At 62.6% G+C, this 18,486-nt stretch carries 15 protein-coding genes; 8 read left to right on the forward strand and 7 right to left on the reverse strand.

The features are described from left to right. Nucleotides 1–108 precede the first annotated feature (108 nt). Nucleotides 109–1,383 carry an MFS transporter gene (locus tag BBX50_RS02140; protein ID WP_065773676.1) on the reverse strand — a complete coding sequence of 425 codons (1,275 nt, stop codon included), beginning with the start codon at nt 1,381–1,383 and terminating at the stop codon, nt 109–111. Between the two features lie 104 nt (nt 1,384–1,487). Between BBX50_RS02140 and BBX50_RS02145 the strand changes: the two genes are divergently transcribed. The 8 genes from BBX50_RS02145 to BBX50_RS02180 all read left to right on the forward strand — a co-directional run bounded on the left by BBX50_RS02145 (nt 1,488) and on the right by BBX50_RS02180 (nt 10,196). Next, the gene (locus tag BBX50_RS02145; protein ID WP_065773677.1) at nt 1,488–1,937 is read left to right on the forward strand and encodes a helix-turn-helix domain-containing protein; all 450 of its coding nucleotides are present in this window, start codon (nt 1,488–1,490) and stop codon (nt 1,935–1,937) included. A 184-nt stretch (nt 1,938–2,121) separates the two neighbouring features. Then, on the forward strand, nt 2,122–3,414 hold the full coding sequence (gene urtA, locus BBX50_RS02150) for an urea ABC transporter substrate-binding protein (protein WP_065773678.1): 1,293 nt from the start codon (nt 2,122–2,124) through the stop codon (nt 3,412–3,414). A gap of 287 nt (nt 3,415–3,701) precedes the next feature. Then, a complete protein-coding gene (gene urtB / locus BBX50_RS02155) occupies nt 3,702–5,318 on the forward strand; it encodes an urea ABC transporter permease subunit UrtB (RefSeq protein ID WP_065773679.1) in 1,617 nt (538 codons plus the stop codon). Then, nucleotides 5,315–6,475 carry an urea ABC transporter permease subunit UrtC gene (gene urtC, locus BBX50_RS02160; RefSeq protein ID WP_065773680.1) on the forward strand — a complete coding sequence of 387 codons (1,161 nt, stop codon included), beginning with the start codon at nt 5,315–5,317 and terminating at the stop codon, nt 6,473–6,475. The genes urtB and urtC overlap by 4 nt, the downstream gene beginning before the upstream one ends. A 5-nt stretch (nt 6,476–6,480) precedes the next feature. After that, entirely contained in the window at nt 6,481–7,245 is a 765-nt protein-coding gene (urtD, locus tag BBX50_RS02165; protein ID WP_065773681.1) for an urea ABC transporter ATP-binding protein UrtD, read from the forward strand. Nucleotides 7,246–7,378: 133 nt separating this feature from the next. Continuing rightward, nucleotides 7,379–8,074, forward strand: coding sequence for an urea ABC transporter ATP-binding subunit UrtE (gene urtE, locus BBX50_RS02170; protein ID WP_065773682.1), 696 nt, complete (start codon nt 7,379–7,381; stop codon nt 8,072–8,074). Between the two features lie 314 nt (nt 8,075–8,388). Beyond that, nucleotides 8,389–8,847: an Rrf2 family transcriptional regulator gene (locus BBX50_RS02175; RefSeq protein ID WP_065773683.1), complete on the forward strand. Its 459-nt coding sequence runs from the start codon at nt 8,389–8,391 to the stop codon at nt 8,845–8,847. A 122-nt stretch (nt 8,848–8,969) separates the two neighbouring features. Continuing rightward, nucleotides 8,970–10,196, forward strand: coding sequence for an acyl-CoA dehydrogenase family protein (locus BBX50_RS02180; RefSeq protein WP_065773684.1), 1,227 nt, complete (start codon nt 8,970–8,972; stop codon nt 10,194–10,196). An 87-nt stretch (nt 10,197–10,283) separates the two neighbouring features. On the opposite strand, the gene BBX50_RS02185 is transcribed toward BBX50_RS02180, so the two are convergent. The 6 genes from BBX50_RS02185 to BBX50_RS02210 all read right to left on the reverse strand — a co-directional run bounded on the left by BBX50_RS02185 (nt 10,284) and on the right by BBX50_RS02210 (nt 18,296). Next, nucleotides 10,284–11,681 (reverse strand): LLM class flavin-dependent oxidoreductase, encoded by a 1,398-nt coding sequence (locus BBX50_RS02185; protein WP_065773685.1) that lies wholly within the window; start codon nt 11,679–11,681, stop codon nt 10,284–10,286. Nucleotides 11,682–11,759: 78 nt separating this feature from the next. After that, the gene (locus BBX50_RS02190; RefSeq protein WP_065773686.1) at nt 11,760–12,977 is read right to left on the reverse strand and encodes an SfnB family sulfur acquisition oxidoreductase; all 1,218 of its coding nucleotides are present in this window, start codon (nt 12,975–12,977) and stop codon (nt 11,760–11,762) included. A 323-nt stretch (nt 12,978–13,300) separates the two neighbouring features. Further along, the gene (locus BBX50_RS02195) at nt 13,301–14,830 is read right to left on the reverse strand and encodes a TolC family protein (protein ID WP_161490897.1); all 1,530 of its coding nucleotides are present in this window, start codon (nt 14,828–14,830) and stop codon (nt 13,301–13,303) included. Next, nucleotides 14,811–16,946 carry an FUSC family protein gene (locus tag BBX50_RS02200; RefSeq protein WP_065773687.1) on the reverse strand — a complete coding sequence of 712 codons (2,136 nt, stop codon included), beginning with the start codon at nt 16,944–16,946 and terminating at the stop codon, nt 14,811–14,813. Before BBX50_RS02200 ends, BBX50_RS02195 begins: the two co-directional genes overlap by 20 nt. After that, complete coding sequence (gene mdtN, locus BBX50_RS02205; RefSeq protein ID WP_065773688.1) at nt 16,924–17,988, reverse strand: multidrug transporter subunit MdtN; 1,065 nt, start codon at nt 17,986–17,988, stop codon at nt 16,924–16,926. The genes BBX50_RS02200 and mdtN overlap by 23 nt, the downstream gene beginning before the upstream one ends. Next, a complete protein-coding gene (locus tag BBX50_RS02210; RefSeq protein WP_083213507.1) occupies nt 17,985–18,296 on the reverse strand; it encodes a YtcA family lipoprotein in 312 nt (103 codons plus the stop codon). Before BBX50_RS02210 ends, mdtN begins: the two co-directional genes overlap by 4 nt. Nucleotides 18,297–18,486 lie beyond the last annotated feature (190 nt).

An 18,486-nucleotide genomic window follows, 5' to 3' on the forward strand; every position in this document is an offset into this window, starting at 1 on the left:
GAGGAGCGGGATTGGTTCTAGGGGTTACAACGATGGCAAGGTCAAGGGGGAGAGAATGCGTGCCGCCAGTATGCCCGGATATGCCTGCGGCGCGGATTCCTGTGACCCCTATGCGTTAAGCGCGGCACCGTCTTCGGAGGCTGCCGAACCTGGACGCCTTGTGGCAAGCCAGAAGAGCAAGGCGGCCAGGCTGATCGCCGCCCCCATCAGACAGACGCCTTTCCAGCCCGCGTGCGCATAGGCGACCGTCGAAAAGGACGACCCGGCAGCACTGCCCAGCGAGTAGAACAGCATATAGGCAGCCGTCAGCCGGTTCTGCGCCTCTGGGCGAACGCGATAGATCAGCGCCTGGTTTGCGACATGGACGGCCTGAAGTCCGAAGTCGAGAACGAGGACGCCGGCTATGAGCCACAGGAGTGAGTGCTCCAGCAAGGAGATCGGCAGCCACGCGACCAGCATCAGTGCCAGCGCAATTCCCGTCGTCGCCTGGCCGAAACCGCGATCGGTCCATCGGCCTGCGCGCGACGCAGCCAGTGCTCCGGCAACGCCCGCAAGGCCGAAGAGCCCCACCTGGCTATGCGACAGAGAAAAGGGCGGCGCGCCCAGCGGCAGAACGAGCGGGGTGAGCAGTGTCGTCACATTCGCGAAGATCAGCAGCGCGAGCACACCGCGCGTGCGCAACACGGGCTCTTCGATGATGAGCTTGAAGGTAGAGCCGACAAGTCGGAGGTAGCCGAGCCTTTGTGTCGATTTCGTCTGGCGCGGCAGAAGCTTGTAAAGCAAGCCTGCGATCAACAGCGTGAGTATGCCTGACAGAAGATAGACCGATCGCCAACCTGAAAGATCGGTCAGGAAACCCGCCACGGCGCGGGCAGACAGGATACCGATGACGATACCGCTGGTGACGAATCCGACCACCTGGCCGCGCTCGGAGGAGTGAGACAGGCTGGCGGCATAGGCGACGAAGGCCTGCGTCAATACCGCGAGCATGCCGACCGACGCGATCGACGCCATCAGCATTGCGGCACTGTTTGCCAGGGACACAAGACCGAGGGCTGCTGCCGAAAACAGTGATTGGACGATGATGACCTTGCGACGGTCGAAGAGATCGCCGAGCGGAACAAGCAGGATCAGGCCGAGGGCATAACCAAGCTGCGTCGCGCCGACGATCAGGCCGGCGCTGGTGTTGGAAAGATCGAGGTCCGCTGCCATGACATCCAGCAACGGGTGGGCAAAATAGGCGTTGGCGACCGCAAGACCCGCGGCAAAGGCAAACAGGGTGAGCATCGGGCGCGTCAGGGGCGACGCCGGGGATTCCGCAACAACTGGGCGCACGTCGTCGTTTGCGGCACCGACCGGCGCCGCAGGAACTCTGCCATCCATTGGACTTCTTCCTCAAGTTAGTTTTATAATGAAACCAAATTGAGGATTGCTGATTTGGTTTCATTATGCAACCAAATTTTGATGCTGCGCGAAGGAGAGTGCGCATGGTGGCCCGCCGACGGCTCAAGGGAGACTATTGCCCCAGTGCCCGGTCTCTCGATGCGATCGGGGACTGGTGGTCGTTGCTGATCGTGCGCGATGCGTTCGACGGTATCAGCCGCTTCAGCGATTTTCAGAAGAGCCTCGGCATCGCCAAGAACATCTTGACGGATCGCCTGCGCACGCTCGTCGAGCGAGGCATTCTTGAAACAGTCCCCGTCGGCGAGGCGAAGACGCGGGTCGAATACCAGCTGACGCCGATGGGGCGCGACCTGTTCCCGGTCATGGTCGCGCTTCGCCAGTTCGGTGAAAAGCATCTATTCATGCCGGGCGAAGAGCATTCCCTGCTCGTCGAAAAGGAAACGGGACTTCCGGTGAGGCTCGACATCCGCACGCAAGGCGGCCGGCCGATCGATGCTGGGGAGACAGTCCTGATCAAGGTGCCCGAGGAATGACCTCGGGGCCGGTTGCACCCCACGATGCCGATCGTGGCGACTGTCCGCGGAGCTTCCTCTTTGCCCCCGGCATCTACGTAGAATGACGTATGTGCAGTGCAGCGAGACTGCCTGATGATCCCGTGAAGCAACGGCTAAAAAGCACGAAGGCCGCGCTGCTTCAGAACGAGAGGGGTTCAATCAGATGAATATCAAGGCAAGCGTCACCGGCGCATTCCTCGCAGCCGTCCTGTCCACCACGGCGTTCAACGGCGCCTTCGCCGCCGACGACACGATCAAGGTCGGCATCCTGCATTCGCTCTCCGGCACCATGGCGATTTCGGAAACGACGCTGAAGGACGCCATGCTGATGCTGATCGACGAGCAGAACAAGAAGGGTGGCCTGCTCGGCAAGAAACTGGAAGCCGTCGTCGTCGATCCGGCGTCCGACTGGCCGCTCTTTGCCGAAAAGGCGCGCGAGTTGGTCTCGGTCGACAAGGTTTCGGCCGTCTTCGGCTGCTGGACGTCCGTCTCGCGCAAGTCGGTGCTGCCGGTGTTCGAGGAACTCAACTCGATTCTCTTCTATCCGGTCCAGTACGAAGGCGAGGAAAGCCAGCGCAACGTCTTCTACACGGGTGCTGCCCCGAACCAGCAGGCGATCCCGGCCGTCGACTATCTGATGGAGAACGAGAGCGTTGAACGCTGGGTGCTGGCCGGTACTGACTACGTCTATCCGCGTACGACGAACAAGATCCTCGAGGCCTATCTGATCTCCAAGGGCGTAAAGCCCGAGGACATCATGATCAATTACACGCCCTTCGGTCATTCCGACTGGCAGACGATCGTTTCCGACATCAAGAAGTTCGGCTCGGCCGGCAAGAAGACCGCCGTCGTCTCGACCATCAATGGCGATGCCAACGTGCCCTTCTACAAGGAACTGGCAAACCAGGGCGTCAAGGCAGAGGATATTCCGGTCGTCGCCTTCTCGGTCGGCGAAGAAGAGCTTGCCGGTCTCGATACAACCCCGCTCGTTGGCCACCTCGCTGCCTGGAACTACTTCCAGTCGGTCGACACGCCGGCCAATGCCGAGTTCATCAAGACCTGGAAGGCCTATACCAAGAACGACAAACGCGTGACCAACGACCCGATGGAAGCGCACTACATCGGCTTCAACATGTGGCTGAAGGCGGTCGAAAAGGCCGGCACGACGGATACGGATGCCGTGCTCGATGCGATGATCGGCGTCTCCGTGCCCAACCTTTCGGGCGGCTATTCGACGATGATGCCAAACCATCACATCACCAAGCCGGTGCTGATCGGCGAAATCCAGGGTGATGGCCAGTTCGAGACCGTCTGGGAGACGCCCGGCCTCGTCGTCGGCGACGAATGGTCCGACTACCTGCCGGACTCCAAGGACCTGATCTCCGATTGGCGCGCGCCGATGTCGTGCGGCAACTTCAACGTCGCCACCGGCAAGTGCGGCGGCAAGGGCTCCTGATTTCATCACCTAGAGCGCCGTGCGTTCATATGAACGCACCAAGGACGCTCTAGCACTTTGATTCTAGAGCATCTTTCCGCCTCACGTGAATCCACCTGAGAGCGGGATGCTCTAGTCTTAAGCCGGGCGGGCAAGCCGCCCGGACAGTGCTTGCATGACGAAATCTTGAGGCAAGCATGCCCTTCGTTCGGCGGCGCGCACGAACGAAGGGAGCTTGCCTGCGGCCTGCTCTAGACCCGGGAAAGACCCGGCCCAAGTCCTGGCCAAAGACCCGATTGAGAGGGGCGATGTACCGAATTCTGCAGACCCTGTTTGTTGCGCTGTGCCTGTTGGTCTCGGCCCATGTGGTCGGAGCTCGTGCGGCGGACGACCTTGGCGCGCTGGTCGATAAGCTCGGCGCAGCGAAACTTGCGGACATGGACGAGCACATCTCGGACCTCGCTAAAACCGGCGACGCGAAGGTCATTCCCGTGCTTCAGGCGCTGGGCGAAGGCGAACTCTACCAGCGCAAGTCCGACGGCAAGGTCTTCCTCGTCAAAGCGCAAGGCGCGGACCTGCTGCTCGTCGATCCCGTCACAGGGACGGAGGCGGGCGAGGCGCCGAAGTCGGCGATGCAGAAGGTCAAGGTCAATAACGCCGTGCGCCGCGCGGTTCGAAGCGCGCTTGGCGGCCTGACACTGTTTAGCGATGACGCGGGCGCGCGGCTGAAGGCGGCACAATCCATGCTGCAGATGCCGAACGCCGATGCGCTTGAGGCAATAGAGACGGCGCTTGCCACCGAGAAGGATGCGGCAGTCCGCACGGTGCTCGACGAGGCGCGCGCCGTCACGCTTCTCGTCTCGGAGCGCGGGGACGACGAAAAACGCCAGGCGATCGCGCTCCTTGCCGAGGGCCACGGGCGCACCGGCCTCGCTGTTCTGACCTCCGCGCTCGCCACTGCCGACGCCTCCCTCAAACCGGATATCGAAGCAGCAATTGCGCGCATCGAGCAGACCCAGGCCCTGTGGAATGCCGGCCAGAATGTCTGGTACGGGCTGTCGCTCGGCTCCGTCCTGCTGCTGGCGGCGATCGGGCTCGCGATCACCTTTGGCGTGATGGGCATCATCAACATGGCGCACGGCGAGATGGTCATGCTCGGTGCCTATACGACCTTTCTGGTGCAGGAGGTCGTGCGCAATTCCTACCCGGAACTCTTCGACTGGTCGCTGGCGATCGCCTTGCCGCTCGCCTTCCTTGCGACCGGCGCCGTCGGTCTGGCGATCGAGCGCGGCGTCATCCGCTTTCTCTATGGCCGCCCGCTGGAAACATTGCTTGCCACATGGGGCATCTCGCTGATCCTGCAGCAATCGGTGCGCTCGATCTTCGGACCGACCAACCGCGAGGTCGGCAATCCCTCCTGGATGTCCGGTGCCTTCGACCTTGGCGGCTTGACGATCACGTGGAACCGCTTGTGGATCATCGTCTTCGCCCTGGCGGTATTTGCGGCGCTGCTGTTCCTGCTCAAGAAGACGTCGATGGGCCTTCGCATGCGTGCCGTCACCCAGAACCGGCGCATGGCGTCTTCCATGGGCATCCGCACGTCCTGGGTCGATGCCCTCACCTTCGCGCTCGGCTCCGGCATCGCCGGCATGGCCGGGGTGGCGCTCTCGCAGATCGACAACGTCTCACCCAATCTCGGCCAGGGCTACATCATCGACAGCTTCATGGTCGTCGTCTTCGGGGGTGTCGGCAATCTCTGGGGCACGCTCGTCGGCGCTTTCTCGCTTGGCATCCTCAACAAGTTCCTCGAACCCTATGCCGGCGCCGTGCTCGGCAAGATCCTCGTCTTGGTGCTGATCATCCTCTTCATCCAGAAGAAACCGCGCGGCCTCTTCGCGCTTAAGGGAAGGGCGGTCGAAGCATGATCACCTCGTTTCTCATGAAATCGCTGGACCGCGACATCCTCCTTGTCGTGGCAATCCTCATTGGCCTCGCCATCCTCGTTCCGGCGCTCAACCTTTTGATGCCGCCCGACCATCCGCTGCATGTGCCGACCTATCTGGTGTCGCTGTTGGGCAAGTATCTGACCTACGCGCTCTTGGCGCTGGCGCTCGATCTCGTCTGGGGCTTTTGCGGCATCCTTTCGCTCGGGCATGCCGCCTTCTTCGCGCTCGGCGGTTATGCCATGGGCATGTATCTGATGCGCCAGATCGGCCCGCGCGGCTCCTATGGCAATCCGCTGCTGCCGGACTTCATGGTGTTCCTCAACTGGAAGGAATTGCCCTGGTTCTGGCACGGCTTCGACATGTTCTGGTTCGCGGCGCTGATGGTGGTGCTGGTGCCGGGGCTGCTCGCTTTCGTCTTCGGCTGGTTCGCCTTCCGCTCGCGCGTCAACGGCGTCTATCTCTCGATCATCACCCAGGCGATGACCTATGCCTTGCTGCTTGCCTTCTTCCGCAACGATATGGGCTTCGGCGGCAACAACGGCCTGACCGATTTCAAGGATATTCTCGGCTTCAACATCCAGGCGGACGGTACGCGGGCCACGCTTTTTGCCGTCTCGGCGCTGATGCTGGCGCTCTGCCTCGTCCTCACTTCGGCGATCGTTCGCTCCAAATACGGCAAGGTGCTGGTGGCGGTGCGCGACGCGGAAAGCCGCACGCGTTTCCTCGGCTACCGGGTCGAGCACATCAAGCTCTTCGCCTTTACCGTCTCGGCGATGATGGCGGGCATTGCCGGTGCACTTTACGTGCCGCAGGTGGGCATCATCAATCCCGGCGAGTTTGAGCCAGGCAATTCGATCGAGGTGGTGATCTGGACGGCGGTCGGCGGGCGCGGCACGCTGATCGGTCCGATCGTCGGCGCCATCCTCGTCAACGGCGGGAAAAGCATTTTCACGGCGGCCTTCCCGGAATTCTGGCTGTTTGCGCTCGGTGGCCTGTTCGTGCTCGTCACCCTGTTCCTGCCGAAGGGGGTAGTCGGAACCGTCGGCGCCTATTTTGTCCGCCGGCGTGCGGCGCGCAAGGCGCGGGCTGACCAAGAGCCGGACAATCTGGTCGCCGAACCCATGGCTGCGGAGTAGATGACATGAACCAGACCATTGGCCAGACGAAACCCACAAGCCTGCTCTATCTCGATGGCGTTTCCGTTTCTTTCGACGGCTTCAAGGCGCTGAACGCGCTTTCGTTCGTCATCGAACCGGGGGAACTCAGGGCAATCATCGGCCCCAACGGCGCCGGCAAGACGACGATGATGGACATCATCACCGGCAAGACCCGGCCCGACGAGGGACAGGTGTACTTCAAGGGGCAGATCGATCTTACCAAGAAGGACGAGGCGGAAATCGCCTCGCTCGGCATCGGTCGCAAGTTCCAGAAGCCGACGGTCTTTGAAAGCCACACCGTCTGGGACAATCTCGAGCTCGCCCTCAACCGGAAGCGGGGCGTGTTTCCGACGCTCTTTTACCGGCTGTCCGGGGACGACAAGGCCCGGATCGAGGAAATCCTTTCGACCATCCGCATGTCGTCGCGCCGTGACGATCTCGCCGCCAATCTTTCGCACGGGCAAAAGCAATGGCTGGAAATCGGCATGCTGCTTGCGCAGGAGCCGGAGCTGCTGCTTGTCGACGAGCCGGTCGCCGGCATGACGGACGCGGAAACCGCCGAGACAGCCATTCTGCTCAAGGAGATTGCCAAGACCCGTTCCGTCGTCGTCGTCGAGCACGACATGGGCTTCATCCGCGAATTGGGGGTCAAGGTCACCTGCCTTGCCGAAGGCGCGGTGCTGGCGGAAGGCTCGATCGATTTCGTCAGCAGCGATCCGAAAGTGATTGAGAACTATCTTGGCCGGTGATGTCTCCACCAGCCCAATTTGCGGAGAAGGGGACACGATTTCCCGCCCGGATTTGCGTGATTTCAAAGGGATAGGTCGCTCCTCGTTGCAAGGGGACGACAGGTGATCCGGAAACGTCGAAGGAGGGCGCAGCATGCTGAGCGTCGAAAACGTCAATCTCCACTACGGTGCCGCGCAGGCGCTGCGCAACGTGTCGATTACGGCGCCGATGGGCAAGATTACCTGCGTCCTCGGACGCAACGGTGTCGGCAAGTCGAGCCTGCTAAGAGCAATCACCGGCCAGCATGCCGTCAGCGCCGGCATGATCGGCTTCAACGGCGTCGCACTCGCCGGCATGGCACCCTACCGTCGGGCAAAAGAAGGCATCGGTTACGTCCCGCAAGGCCGTGAAATCTTCCCGCTGCTAACGGTCAGGGAGAACCTCGAAACCGGCTACGCGCCGCTGAAGCGTGGTGATCGCTCTATACCGGAGGATGTCTTCAATCTGTTCCCGGTTCTGCGTTCCATGCTTGGCCGGCGCGGCGGCGACCTCTCCGGAGGCCAGCAGCAGCAACTGGCGATCGGCCGGGCGCTGGTCACGCGCCCGAAGATCCTGGTGCTCGACGAGCCGACGGAGGGCATCCAGCCCTCGATCATCAAGGACATCGGCCGGGCGATCCGTTACCTCCGGGATTCGACCGGCATGGCGATCCTGCTGGTCGAGCAGTATCTCGACTTCTGCCGGGAGCTCGCCGACCATGTCTACATCATGGATCGTGGCGCCGTGGTCCACGAGGGTGCGCCCGAAACGCTGGATACGCCCGAGGCCCGCCGGCACCTTACGGTTTAAGCGCACCGCGACGGGATTGTGGCGCGGGCCATCGCCAGGAAGGCTGGCGCTTTCGTCCGCTTGTCTGGCGGATACGGGCGCCCTGATCGGCAGCAAATGTCGCCTGTGACCAGCGAAAATCTCGCTGCGCCATAAAAGCGCCAACTAAAATCACTAAATCTATGCAGTAACTGACGTAATTTCTTGAGAATGGTGCAGTTTGGGTGTAGGACATCCTAAGCGAAAGAGTGCGGCCGCCACAACCCGTTACCTCCGGTGAATGCCGCGGGGAGCGGACTTGTGGCGGCCTTCGTTGTTCAGGAAAGCGAAGTGAAATGTTGACCAAAAAGGGAAAATACGGGCTCAAGGCCCTTGTCGACCTGGCTCAACTGGGGCCAGGAGAGACCGCCTTCATCACCGAGATCGCCACGCGGAACAATATTCCGAAGAAGTTTCTGGACGCGATCCTTCTCGAATTGCGCAATGCTGGCATCCTGCGCTCGAAGAAGGGGCCGGGCGGCGGCTATTCCTTGTCGCGGCCAGCCTCCGACATAAGGATCGGCCAGGTGATCCGGACGCTGGACGGGCCGTTGGCGCCGATCCGCTGCGCCAGCCGCACCGCCTTCGAGGCCTGCGACGATTGCGCCGACCCGGTCAACTGTCATGTGCGCAAGTCGATGAGTGACGTGCGCGATGCGATCGCCTCGATCCTCGACAACATGACGCTCGAGCAGTTCGCGGCCAATGACAACGCGTCCGAGATCGTGGCGTTGCGCGACGCAGAGGCCGGCTGAGACAACGGATGGAAACGGGCACGGGGATGGACATTTCTGTCGATTGCCTCATCGCGGAACTTCATTGCTGTCATTGTCTATAGAATAAGTGCATTATCCTGCCTCGACCAATGGAGAGGCGGATGAGCAACGTACATTTTCTCAGAGAGCCGGCGCCGGCCAATACCGAACATGACGAAAGGCGGCGGGACTTGTTTGCGCGCGCCGAGGCGCTGTCTGACGATCTTGCCAGGCGTGGTGCTGCGCTCGATCGCATAGGCGCGCCGCCGCGCGAAGAGATCGAGGCGCTGCGGCAGGCGGGTCTTCTGACTGCGCTGCATTCGCCGGAGGTCGGCGGCGCGGGCTTGAGCTGGGTCGACGGGCTGCGGCTCGTGCGCATCATCGCGCGGGGCGAAAGCTCGATCGGCCAACTGCTCGGCTATCACTATGTCAACAGCCAGTATGTCTATTGGGCCGCCGCCGACCCGAAGCAAGCCTGGGTGCTGGGGGCCGAAACCGTCGAGCGTCAGCTCTATTGGGGCGCTGCGGTCAACCCGCGCGATCCAGGCCTGACGCTGGAACGACGGGGCGGCCACTATGTGCTCAACGGCCGCAAGACGTTTTCGACAGGCGCCCATGTCTCCGACCGCATCAACGCCAATGCCACGGTCGAGGGCAGGATCGCGAGCTTCGTGGTGCCGACGGATCGACCGGGCTACATCGCCAATGATGACTGGGACAATATCGGACAGCGGCTGTCAGACAGCGGCAGCGTCGAGTTCCATGATTTCCCCGTCTATGAGCGCGATTTCATCCTGCCGCTCGCCGATCCCTCCGATCCGCCACCGGTCCAGGCGACCTTCAACACGCCGCTGATCCAGCTCGTCTTCGTCAATTTCTACCTCGGCACCGCCGAAGGCGCGCTTGCCGCGGCGCTCGACTATGTCCACAGCACGACGAGACCTTGGATTACGTCCGGCGTGGAACGCGCCGGCGAGGATCCCTACATTCTCGAACGTATCGGCGAGCTTCGGGCTTCGTTGAAAGCGTCGGTCGCGCTTGCCGATGTCGCTGCGGCTGCCGTCGAGGCTGCCCTCTCGCAGGGGCGGTCGGTGACGGCTGCGACGCGTGGAGAAGCGGCAATCGAGGCTTATGCCGCCAAGGTGAACGCGACCCATGTCGCGCTCGATGTGACGACGAAGGTCTTTGAACTGATGGGCGCACGTGCCACTGCAGGGCAGCATCGCTTTGACCGCTATTGGCGCAATGTCCGCACCCACACGCTGCACGATCCGGTCGCCTACAAGGCGCGCGAGGTGGGTGATTTCACATTGAATGGGCGGATCCCGCCGGTAAGCCTTTATAGCTGAACCACAACCCGCAGGCGCAATTGCGCCGCCTCCCAAGGAAACGCCGCCTGGACCTGGTCCCGGCGGCGTTTCTTTGACATTTTCGCTTTAAGCGGAAGCTGCGATTGCTTGTCGTTGTGCGACGAGGTCGCGATAGCCGGCTCCCGGATGGGGTGCTGCAAGCCTTGGTCCGGCGCCGAAGAGTTTTTCCCTGAGCGTGCCCTGGCGATAATCGGTCTTGTAGACGCCACGCTTCTGCAGTTCCGGAACCAGCAAGTCGACCGCGTCCTCGAAGGTCTCGGGCGTCACCGCATAGGCGAGGTTGAAGCCGTCGACATCGGTGTCCTCGACCCATTCCTGCAACAGATCGGCGACCGTCGACGGCGAGCCGACAAAGACGGGGCCGAAGCCGCCGATGCCTACCCAGTCGGCCATTTCGCGCACGGTCCACAGCCGGTCCGGGTCAATCGTCGTGAAGGTCTCGACCGCCGATTGCACAGCGTTTGTGTGGCGGTGCCGCAGCGGTTCGTCGGGCGCGAACTGACCGAAGTCGATGCCTGTCCAGCCGGAGATCAGCGTCAACGCGCCTTCATAGGAGACGTGCTTGCGGTACTCGTCGAACTTCTTCTTCGCCTCGGCATCGGTCTCGCCGAGAATGACCGTCTGCAAATTAAAGGCGAGGATTTCGCGCGGGTTTCGTCCGGCGCGCTCTGCCGCCTCGCGGACGTTGGCGACATAGCGTTTGAGCACGGTTTTTGACGGCGCTGCAACGAAGATGCACTCGGCATGCTGGCCGGCAAAATCCTTGCCGCGGCTCGACGCACCCGCCTGATAGAGCACCGGGGTGCGTTGCGGCGACGGCTCGCTCAGGTGAATGCCCGGCACCGTAAAGTGCCGGCCGTGATGGTTGATCGGGTGCACTTTCTCCGGATGGGTAAAGATGCCGGTCGCACGATCGCGGACGACCGCACCGTCTTCCCAGCTTCCTTCCCAGAGCTTGTAACAGACCTCGAGATATTCTTCGGCGAGATCGTAGCGGTCATCATGGCGCGTCTGCTGCGACTGGCCGATGTTGAGCGCACCGCTGTTAAGATAGGAGGTGACGATGTTCCATCCGATGCGACCCTTGGTCAGGTGATCGAGCGTCGAGATCCGGCGCGCAAAGGTGTAGGGATGCTCGAAGGAGAGCGACGCCGTCAGGCCGAAGCCGAGATGCTCGGTTTCATAGGCCATGGTCGGAACCAGCTGCAGCGGATCATTGACCGGTACCTGGGCAGAGTGCCGGAGGGCTGCTGCGGTGTTTCCGTTCAAGACGTCGTAGACGCCGAGCACGTCGGCAATGAACAGGCCGTCGAACTTGCCGCGTTCAAGCGTCTTGGCCAAATGCACCCAGTAATCGAGATCTTTGTAGCGCCAGGACTGGTCGCGCGGATGGGTCCAAAGTCCCGGCGACTGGTGGCCGACGCAATTCATGTCAAAGGCATTCAGCCGGATTTCGCGGCTCATTTGGCTCTCCTTCGGGCAAAGTTCGGCTCGCCCGAAGCGCCGTTCACGCGTCAGGCGGCCGGCGTGGTGGCACGGGGGTCAAAGTGCGCCGTTCTTCGGCGGCGCGATGCCGTTCAGATGGTAGTTTCCGACAACGTGATGTTTCCAGCGCACCGGATCGTGCAGCGTATGGGTGCGGGCGTTGCGCCAGTGCCGGTCGAGGTTGAGGCCGATCCGGGTCGAGGCGGTCCCCGCCAGTTCGAACAATGTGTTGCTCGCGTCGAGGGCGATCTCCGTCGTCAGGACCTTGGCGGCAGCAACCGCAAGGGTCGCTTCGATCACACTCTGCTCGGTGCCGTTGACCTGGGCGATATCGACCTTCTTTCCGGCCCGTTCGACAATGGCGGTCGCCGCCTCGAGGCGGATCGCGAGTTGACCGATGCGCGCGATCGTCAACGGGTCGTCTGCCGCCTTCTCGACGCCACTGTCCATCCAGGGGCGCGCGTGGTTGCGGACAAAGTCGAGTGTTTCGGCGAAGGCCGCCCGTGCGATCCCGAGGTCGATGCCGGCGTGAATGATTTGGCCGACCGAGCCGATCGTCGTCGGACGCTCGAAACCGCGGTGATGGCGCACCACCGCGTCGGCCGTGACATAGACGTTCTGCAACACCGTCGTGCCGCTGCCGGTCGTGCGCTGGCCGAAGCCGTCCCAGTCATCGATGATCTGCAGTCCTTCAGCGCCTCTGGGAACGAAGGCCATGGTCAGCCTTTCGTTCGGATCGAGTGCGAAGACCACCACCCATTCGGCAAAGAGCACGCCGGTGGAATAGAATTTGCGTCCGTTGAGCCGAAAGCCGGGCCCCTCGGGCGTCAACCGCGTTGCGTAGTCGCCGACTGTTTTCGTTCCGCGCTCGGATAGCGCGTTGCCAAAGCGATCGCCGGCAAGCGCCCGGCCGAAAAAGAACTGCTTCTGCTCTTCCGTCCCGTCCGTGCGCAGCGCTTCCAGAATGTAGAAATGGTTCTGCGGGATCTGGCCGATCGAGGAATCGGCTTCAGACAGGATCGCGGTGATTTCGGCGAGCACGGCGTTCGACACGTCGATGCCGTCATACTCCGGCGGCACGGTGATCGCGAGCAGGCCGGATTGGGCGAGCGTATCGAGTTCATCGAAGGGCAGGATGCGATCGGTGTCTCGTTCATTGGCATTGCCCGCGAATTCCGCGGCCAAGTCGCGCGCAATCGACAGCGCTTCTTCTTCGCTTTCGATCCGGTGTGCCGGGGCCCGTGTTTTCTCGGAAAGCCGCGAAATCGTTCCCATGTGACTGCTCCCTGTGCATTGAGGTGCATATCAGTGAAGTATCCGGCGCAAGCGGGTAAGATAGTATATTCTATAGAAATTATCGATTTGAGTATTTCGTACCCGTGGCGCCGCCATCGCCATTTTCGTCAGTCCCTTAAATTGTGGGCTTTCACGCCCGTTCGGCAAGCCCCGCCGTAATCGAGGTGTTGCGGGCGGTGGAAAGAGGCGGGAGAGCACAACCTTTGGCTGGGGCCAAGCCAACTTCGTCTGTGGCGGTATCGGCGCTGGCCCGCACGCTGCGGGAACAAGGCACCGCACCGAACCACCCTCAAGAAAAAGGATCAGAAGCGGCCGACGGCGTCGCGGTTCGTGAGCGTTCCGGTCGCAAAAGCAAGCGTTGCCGCAGCAACGAGCGCATCGCTGTAGGCGGTGGCTCTGGCGACCTTGGCCTGCAGCAACGCGGATTGCGCGATGCTGACATCCGTGATCGTGCCGAGGCCCTGTTTGTAATACACGACCGCGGCATCGTAGGTGGTCTGCGCCGCCCGCGTCAGCTCGCTTGCTGCCGCATGCCCTGCAAGACTTGTGCGCAGCAGATCGTAGGCAACGACCACCTCGCGGGCGGCGGTGTTCTGCAATTGGGCCATCTCCTGTTCCGCCGCACCCGCCTGCGCGATCGCCGATTGCAGGCGGGCGTCGCGCAGCCCTCCATCGAAGATCGGTACGCTGAGCCCGATCATCAGGTTGGCATTCGGCTGGTTTACCCGGATCGTCGAGCGCAGATCGAAGCGTGAATCGTCGACACTGAGCGAGCCGATGTTGCGGTTGACGTTTCCGACCAGCGCCACCTTCGGCATGAACTCGGCCCGTGCGGCAGCGATGCCGTTGCGGTCGGCCTGCAGCCGGGCGAACGCCGCCTGCACATCCGGACGGCGCTGAAGCGATGTTGCGATCAGCCGGTCGAGGTCCTGCGGCACGGCTTTCGGAAGGGCGCGATCGCTGCCGTCGGCAATACGGATGTCGAGCGTGGGCGATACGCCGACGGCTTCCAGCAGTGTCATGTAGGCGCTGCGCTCGTGTCCTTGCGATTGCGTGAGGTTGAAGCGCGCCTGCGCCACCTGCTGATTGGCCTGTGCAGTCTCGATCGACGTCGCGAGCCCGCGGCCCATGCGGGCCTTGGCAGCCTCCTGCACCAGTTCGGCATTCTGCAGCGTCTGGCGGGCGATCTTCAGCTGAACCCGCGCTGCCGTCAGGATGAAATAGGCGTTGGAAACGTCGAAGATCAGTTTCTGGTGTGTGCCATTAAAGGTGACATTCGCCGCGTGTGACAGTTGGGTTGCAGCCTCGCGGCCGGCGTCCCGGCCGCCGAAATCGAGCAGCAGCCATTTCACCGTCAGAGACGGGATGAACTGTGCGCCGGTCGTGGTTAGCGTCCCCGGAGAGACCGGAATCGGGCCGGGTATGCCGGGCGCGGTCGCCGACGTCTGCTCGACGCCGGCAAGCACGTCCGCGGTCAGGATCGGAAGATAGACCGCTTCTGCAATGCCGACGGCGATTGCCGCTTGACGTGCGCGCTGCCAGGCGGCCCGCGTGACCGGGTTTGTCAACTGCGCGATGTCGATCAATTCCGGCAAGGTGTAAGCGTGCTTCGGATCGATCGTCGGCGTGGCAATCGTGATCGGGATCGCAGGATCGGGAGCAAGCGCAAAGTCCGGCTTGCCCGTGGTCGACGTCGGCGCGGTCGTGTTCCCGCCCGTGGCGGCCGGCTTGTCGGCACTTGGCGGGGCAAGGTCGTCGAGGGCGGACGATGTGCAGGCAACGGGTACGCAGAGCGCGCCGACGAGGAGAAGGCTACGGGCTGCGCGCAGCAAGCGTCCGCGCGGGCCGCTTGGCCCCGCTGGAATGCCTATCGCTGACGCCTGCCGTCTCACCCCAGGACACCTCACGTTCCATCTGCCTGATCACAGTCTCGATCTTCTCGTACAGTTCAAGCCTCCAGGTCAGCTCATCGCGAATTCGTCGGGGAAAACCTCTGGTATATTCGCTCCGACGCTGCACGCGCGCGATCCGTGTCTTCGACTGTCGGAGGGCGGCAGACAGGTTCTCGTTTCTTCGTCGGCCCTCCGTTTTCATCTCGTCGGCCTGTTTCGTCAGCCACTGCCTGACGGCGTTCTCAAAAGAGAGCGCTGCGGACTTCAGCGGCCGTGGCGCGCCATGCAACAGACCGAATGTCCGGTCGTGTTCGCGCAACATGATGATCGACGCTGCAAGCGTCTGCAGACCGTCGACAATATGCTCTGTTGTTGGTGCATCGATTTCATGCCGCCGGACGCTTGACGGCTCGAAGCGCAGCATCTCGCTCTGCCGCAGAGCCTCGGCGAGCCCGCTCACGAGATCGGCATAGGGGGCAGCAACCTCGCGGCCTCCCTTCAGCAGATCCGCAAGTGTCGAGGCGGCCGAGGAAAGTCTTTCTCGAACGGCCGCGCCGATGCTGACCGGCCAGATCGTCGAGAAGACGGCGGAGACAACGACATTGCCGAACACGATGCCGATGATGCGCTCTTTGGCTTCGGCCAGGTCGAGGCTTGGCCCGAAACCGTGCAGCACGACAAGGAAGAAGCACAGCGCCATCTGCCAGCCCATGTAGGAAATGCGCTCGGATCCGGTCGAGATCCAGGCGGCAACGAGGCTGACAGCACCGACAAGCAAGGCGAGCTGACCGATATCGGTCATATGTGGCACGAGCCAGACCGTCGAGCCGACCGCGACAGCGCCTCCGAGCAGACAGCCGACGATGCGCAGCGCCAGCTTGTGCATCGTTTCGCCCGTTGTCCCGAGAGCCACCATGAAGCAGGTGATCATCGCCGTGTGGATCGCAAACCAGTCGAGTGCGGTATAGGTGATGTAGGTTATCATCACGGCCAGCAGCGCCTTCAGCGCGAACTGCGTGTAGGCGGGGTTGGTAAAGGCGTCGGGCAGAAAGAAGCCACGCGCCTGCGCGGCGGGCGGGGCTACGGGTTCCGCTTTTCCCGAGAGGATCGCGACGATCGTCCTTACCAGGCGCGCCACGACGGGGTCGCTGGCCCCGAGCGCCCGCAGCTCGGCCGAATGGAGCAAGGCCGGACCAGAGGGCTGCCCCTGGCGGATCGATCCCGCCACGCGGCGAAGAAGCGCAGAACTTGCCGAGCCATCCGCTTCTTGCCTCTGTGCGCCAATGGCGTCGGCAAGCGCAAATGTCAGAAGCTCATAGGTCGGAGCGATCAACGCAGCCATTCGTTGGGTCTCGCGCCCGTTCATCAATGCCAAAAGCCTGGAGAAACCAAGATATTTCCCAAGTTCGCCATTGCCCTCGGCGAGCAGCTTGGCTGCGCGCCGCTCGGTCGCCTCGCTTCTCTTGGACAAGAGACAGGCGGCCGCATCGAGCCGTTCGGCAAGTGCCGACCGCAGCAGCCTTGCGGGGCTGTGGCCGGCCACGACATTGAGCCCGATCAGATAGATCATCGGGAAGAACACGACGACCCACATCCAGCCGAGACCGCGGATCAGCAATTCGGGGATCGGCACGATGTCGTAAAGCGTCATGACGAAGGCAAACACCATCGCGACGGTGCCGATCGGTGGCCCGGCCCTGCTCGCTTGCGTCAGGTACATGCCGCCGAAGGTGAAAAAGACCACCAGCGCCATGCGCAGCGCCGGTTCGTCGGCCACGACCGTCAGGCAGAGGATGCCGATGAGAATGCCGAGCGATGCGCCGACGAGAAGGCCGGCAGCGGTCACAATGCCGGAGCCGGCATCGGCCCTCGAGGCGAAAAAGACGAGGTAGCAGGAAATCGCCGCTTCCGGGACTTCAAGCGCCATCGCGGTGACAACCACGAGCATGCAGACGAACGCCATGCGCAGCGAACGATCCAGACGCCCGGGATAGGGCAGCAACTCGTCCCGAAGAATGGAGACGTAGCTCACGCTACTTCGCGGCTTGACCAGCATCGGCGTCGTTCCGCGTGGGGCCAATGGTGACTACGGCCGAGGCGCCGACACGCATCAGGTCCTCGGGCGGGCCCTCAAGTCGCACATGTACTGGGAAACGTTTCGCGACCTTCACCCAGTTCAGCGAATTGGAAACGATGGGAATGCCGAGGATCGTTGCGGACTCCTCCGAGCGCACCCCCCAGCCGACGCCCACGACGGTGCCGGAGATCCGGCGCTCGGGATCGGCCATCACGAACACATCGGCCCTGCTGCCGACGCCGATCGCCTTTAGTTCCGTCTCGCGAAAGAAGGCGACGATCTCCCACTCGGCGGTGTCGATCAGCGTGAACAGGGTTTCTGCGGGGACGACGACTTTGCCGACCACCATCCGCAGGCCGACGATTTTGCCGTCGAAAGGTGCCCTGACGACGGTATTCTCCAGATCCCGTTCCGCAAGCGCAACGGTGGCGCGGGCAACGTCGGCCTGTGCCTTGCGCGTATCGAGCGTGCCGACGACCCGGTTGGCGCCATGGGCCGATTGCAGCGCCTGGGCGAGGCTGACCTCGGCATCCGCCGCCGCCGTTCGCGCCTCGGCGACCTGCTGTTCCGTGACGAACCGTTTCGGCAAGAGCGGCTCCAGCCGCTCCTGTGTCTGTCGGGCAAGCCGGGCATTGTTGCGAGCGCGCGCGATCTGGCGGTCCGCCACATCGGCATTGGCCCGCTCGAGGTCCAGATTGCGCTCGCCCTGCGCCACCTCGGATTGCGCGGCCCTGAGCTCTGCGCGCGCTTGTTCCAGCCGCAGCCGATAGGGCTCCGGATCGAGCCGAAAAAGCACGTCACCCTTCTTCACGCTGGCATTGTTGTGCACATCGACGCTGATCACCTTGCCAGGCACGCTGGCAGCGATCGCCACTGTCGGGGCATCGACTTCTGCGACGTCGGTGCGAGGGCTGCGGTCGACCTGCCAGAAAGCGAAATATACCGCCACGACCGCGCTCGCGATCACGACCGGTGCCAGAAGGCGGGCCAGCGTGCGTCGAAAAAGATCGCCATAACTCAATGCGGCGTTCCTCCGAACGCCAGGAACCAACAGGCAATGCTGCTGGTAAGGGCGAGCGAGAGATAGACGAGAAGCGGAACGGGCAGGTGTTCGTCGATGCCGGCGTGAACCAGGACCAGTCTTGCGACAACGGTTGTGATGATGCCCAGAGCCGCACACAGCAGCCAGGCCGGGAAATACGATCCGAACACCACGACCGAAGGCGCGAAGGGCCCGCGTGCGCAGCCTCCCGCCGCCAGCATCGTCGTGCAGGAAAGAGCGGGCCACAACAGCCGCCTCAAGGCGTCGATGCGAAACAGCATTTTCATAAAGCCCCCGCCTCTCGTGTCATTCGCGCCCGACCGAATCGATATTGCTGGAATAGCAGATGTGATTCTACCGCGCATGGTGGAGCAAAGGACAGGGGCTCTCGACATGCGAGCAGTAACAGCCCGGCACCATCGGGCGTGGGTTTACCTTCGAGAATGGATCGGTAAGATCGCGCAAGGGGGACGGCCA

Origin of the sequence: Ensifer sp. LC11 (assembly GCF_001695835.1) — a bacterium.
Taxonomy (GTDB): domain Bacteria; phylum Pseudomonadota; class Alphaproteobacteria; order Rhizobiales; family Rhizobiaceae; genus Ensifer.

Coding starts and splice junctions, on each gene's coding strand:
- BBX50_RS02185 (WP_065773685.1), bottom strand. CDS start 11,681: ATGAGCCGCGAAATCCGGCTGAATGCCTTTGACATGAATTGCGTCGGC.
- BBX50_RS02210 (WP_083213507.1), bottom strand. CDS start 18,296: ATGAAAATGCTGTTTCGCATCGACGCCTTGAGGCGGCTGTTGTGGCCC.
- BBX50_RS02175 (WP_065773683.1), top strand. CDS start 8,389: ATGTTGACCAAAAAGGGAAAATACGGGCTCAAGGCCCTTGTCGACCTG.
- BBX50_RS02145 (WP_065773677.1), top strand. CDS start 1,488: ATGGTGGCCCGCCGACGGCTCAAGGGAGACTATTGCCCCAGTGCCCGG.
- BBX50_RS02180 (WP_065773684.1), top strand. CDS start 8,970: ATGAGCAACGTACATTTTCTCAGAGAGCCGGCGCCGGCCAATACCGAA.
- urtA (WP_065773678.1), top strand. CDS start 2,122: ATGAATATCAAGGCAAGCGTCACCGGCGCATTCCTCGCAGCCGTCCTG.
- BBX50_RS02200 (WP_065773687.1), bottom strand. CDS start 16,946: ATGCTGGTCAAGCCGCGAAGTAGCGTGAGCTACGTCTCCATTCTTCGG.
- urtD (WP_065773681.1), top strand. CDS start 6,481: ATGAACCAGACCATTGGCCAGACGAAACCCACAAGCCTGCTCTATCTC.
- urtB (WP_065773679.1), top strand. CDS start 3,702: ATGTACCGAATTCTGCAGACCCTGTTTGTTGCGCTGTGCCTGTTGGTC.
- BBX50_RS02140 (WP_065773676.1), bottom strand. CDS start 1,383: ATGGATGGCAGAGTTCCTGCGGCGCCGGTCGGTGCCGCAAACGACGAC.
- BBX50_RS02190 (WP_065773686.1), bottom strand. CDS start 12,977: ATGGGAACGATTTCGCGGCTTTCCGAGAAAACACGGGCCCCGGCACAC.
- urtC (WP_065773680.1), top strand. CDS start 5,315: ATGATCACCTCGTTTCTCATGAAATCGCTGGACCGCGACATCCTCCTT.
- urtE (WP_065773682.1), top strand. CDS start 7,379: ATGCTGAGCGTCGAAAACGTCAATCTCCACTACGGTGCCGCGCAGGCG.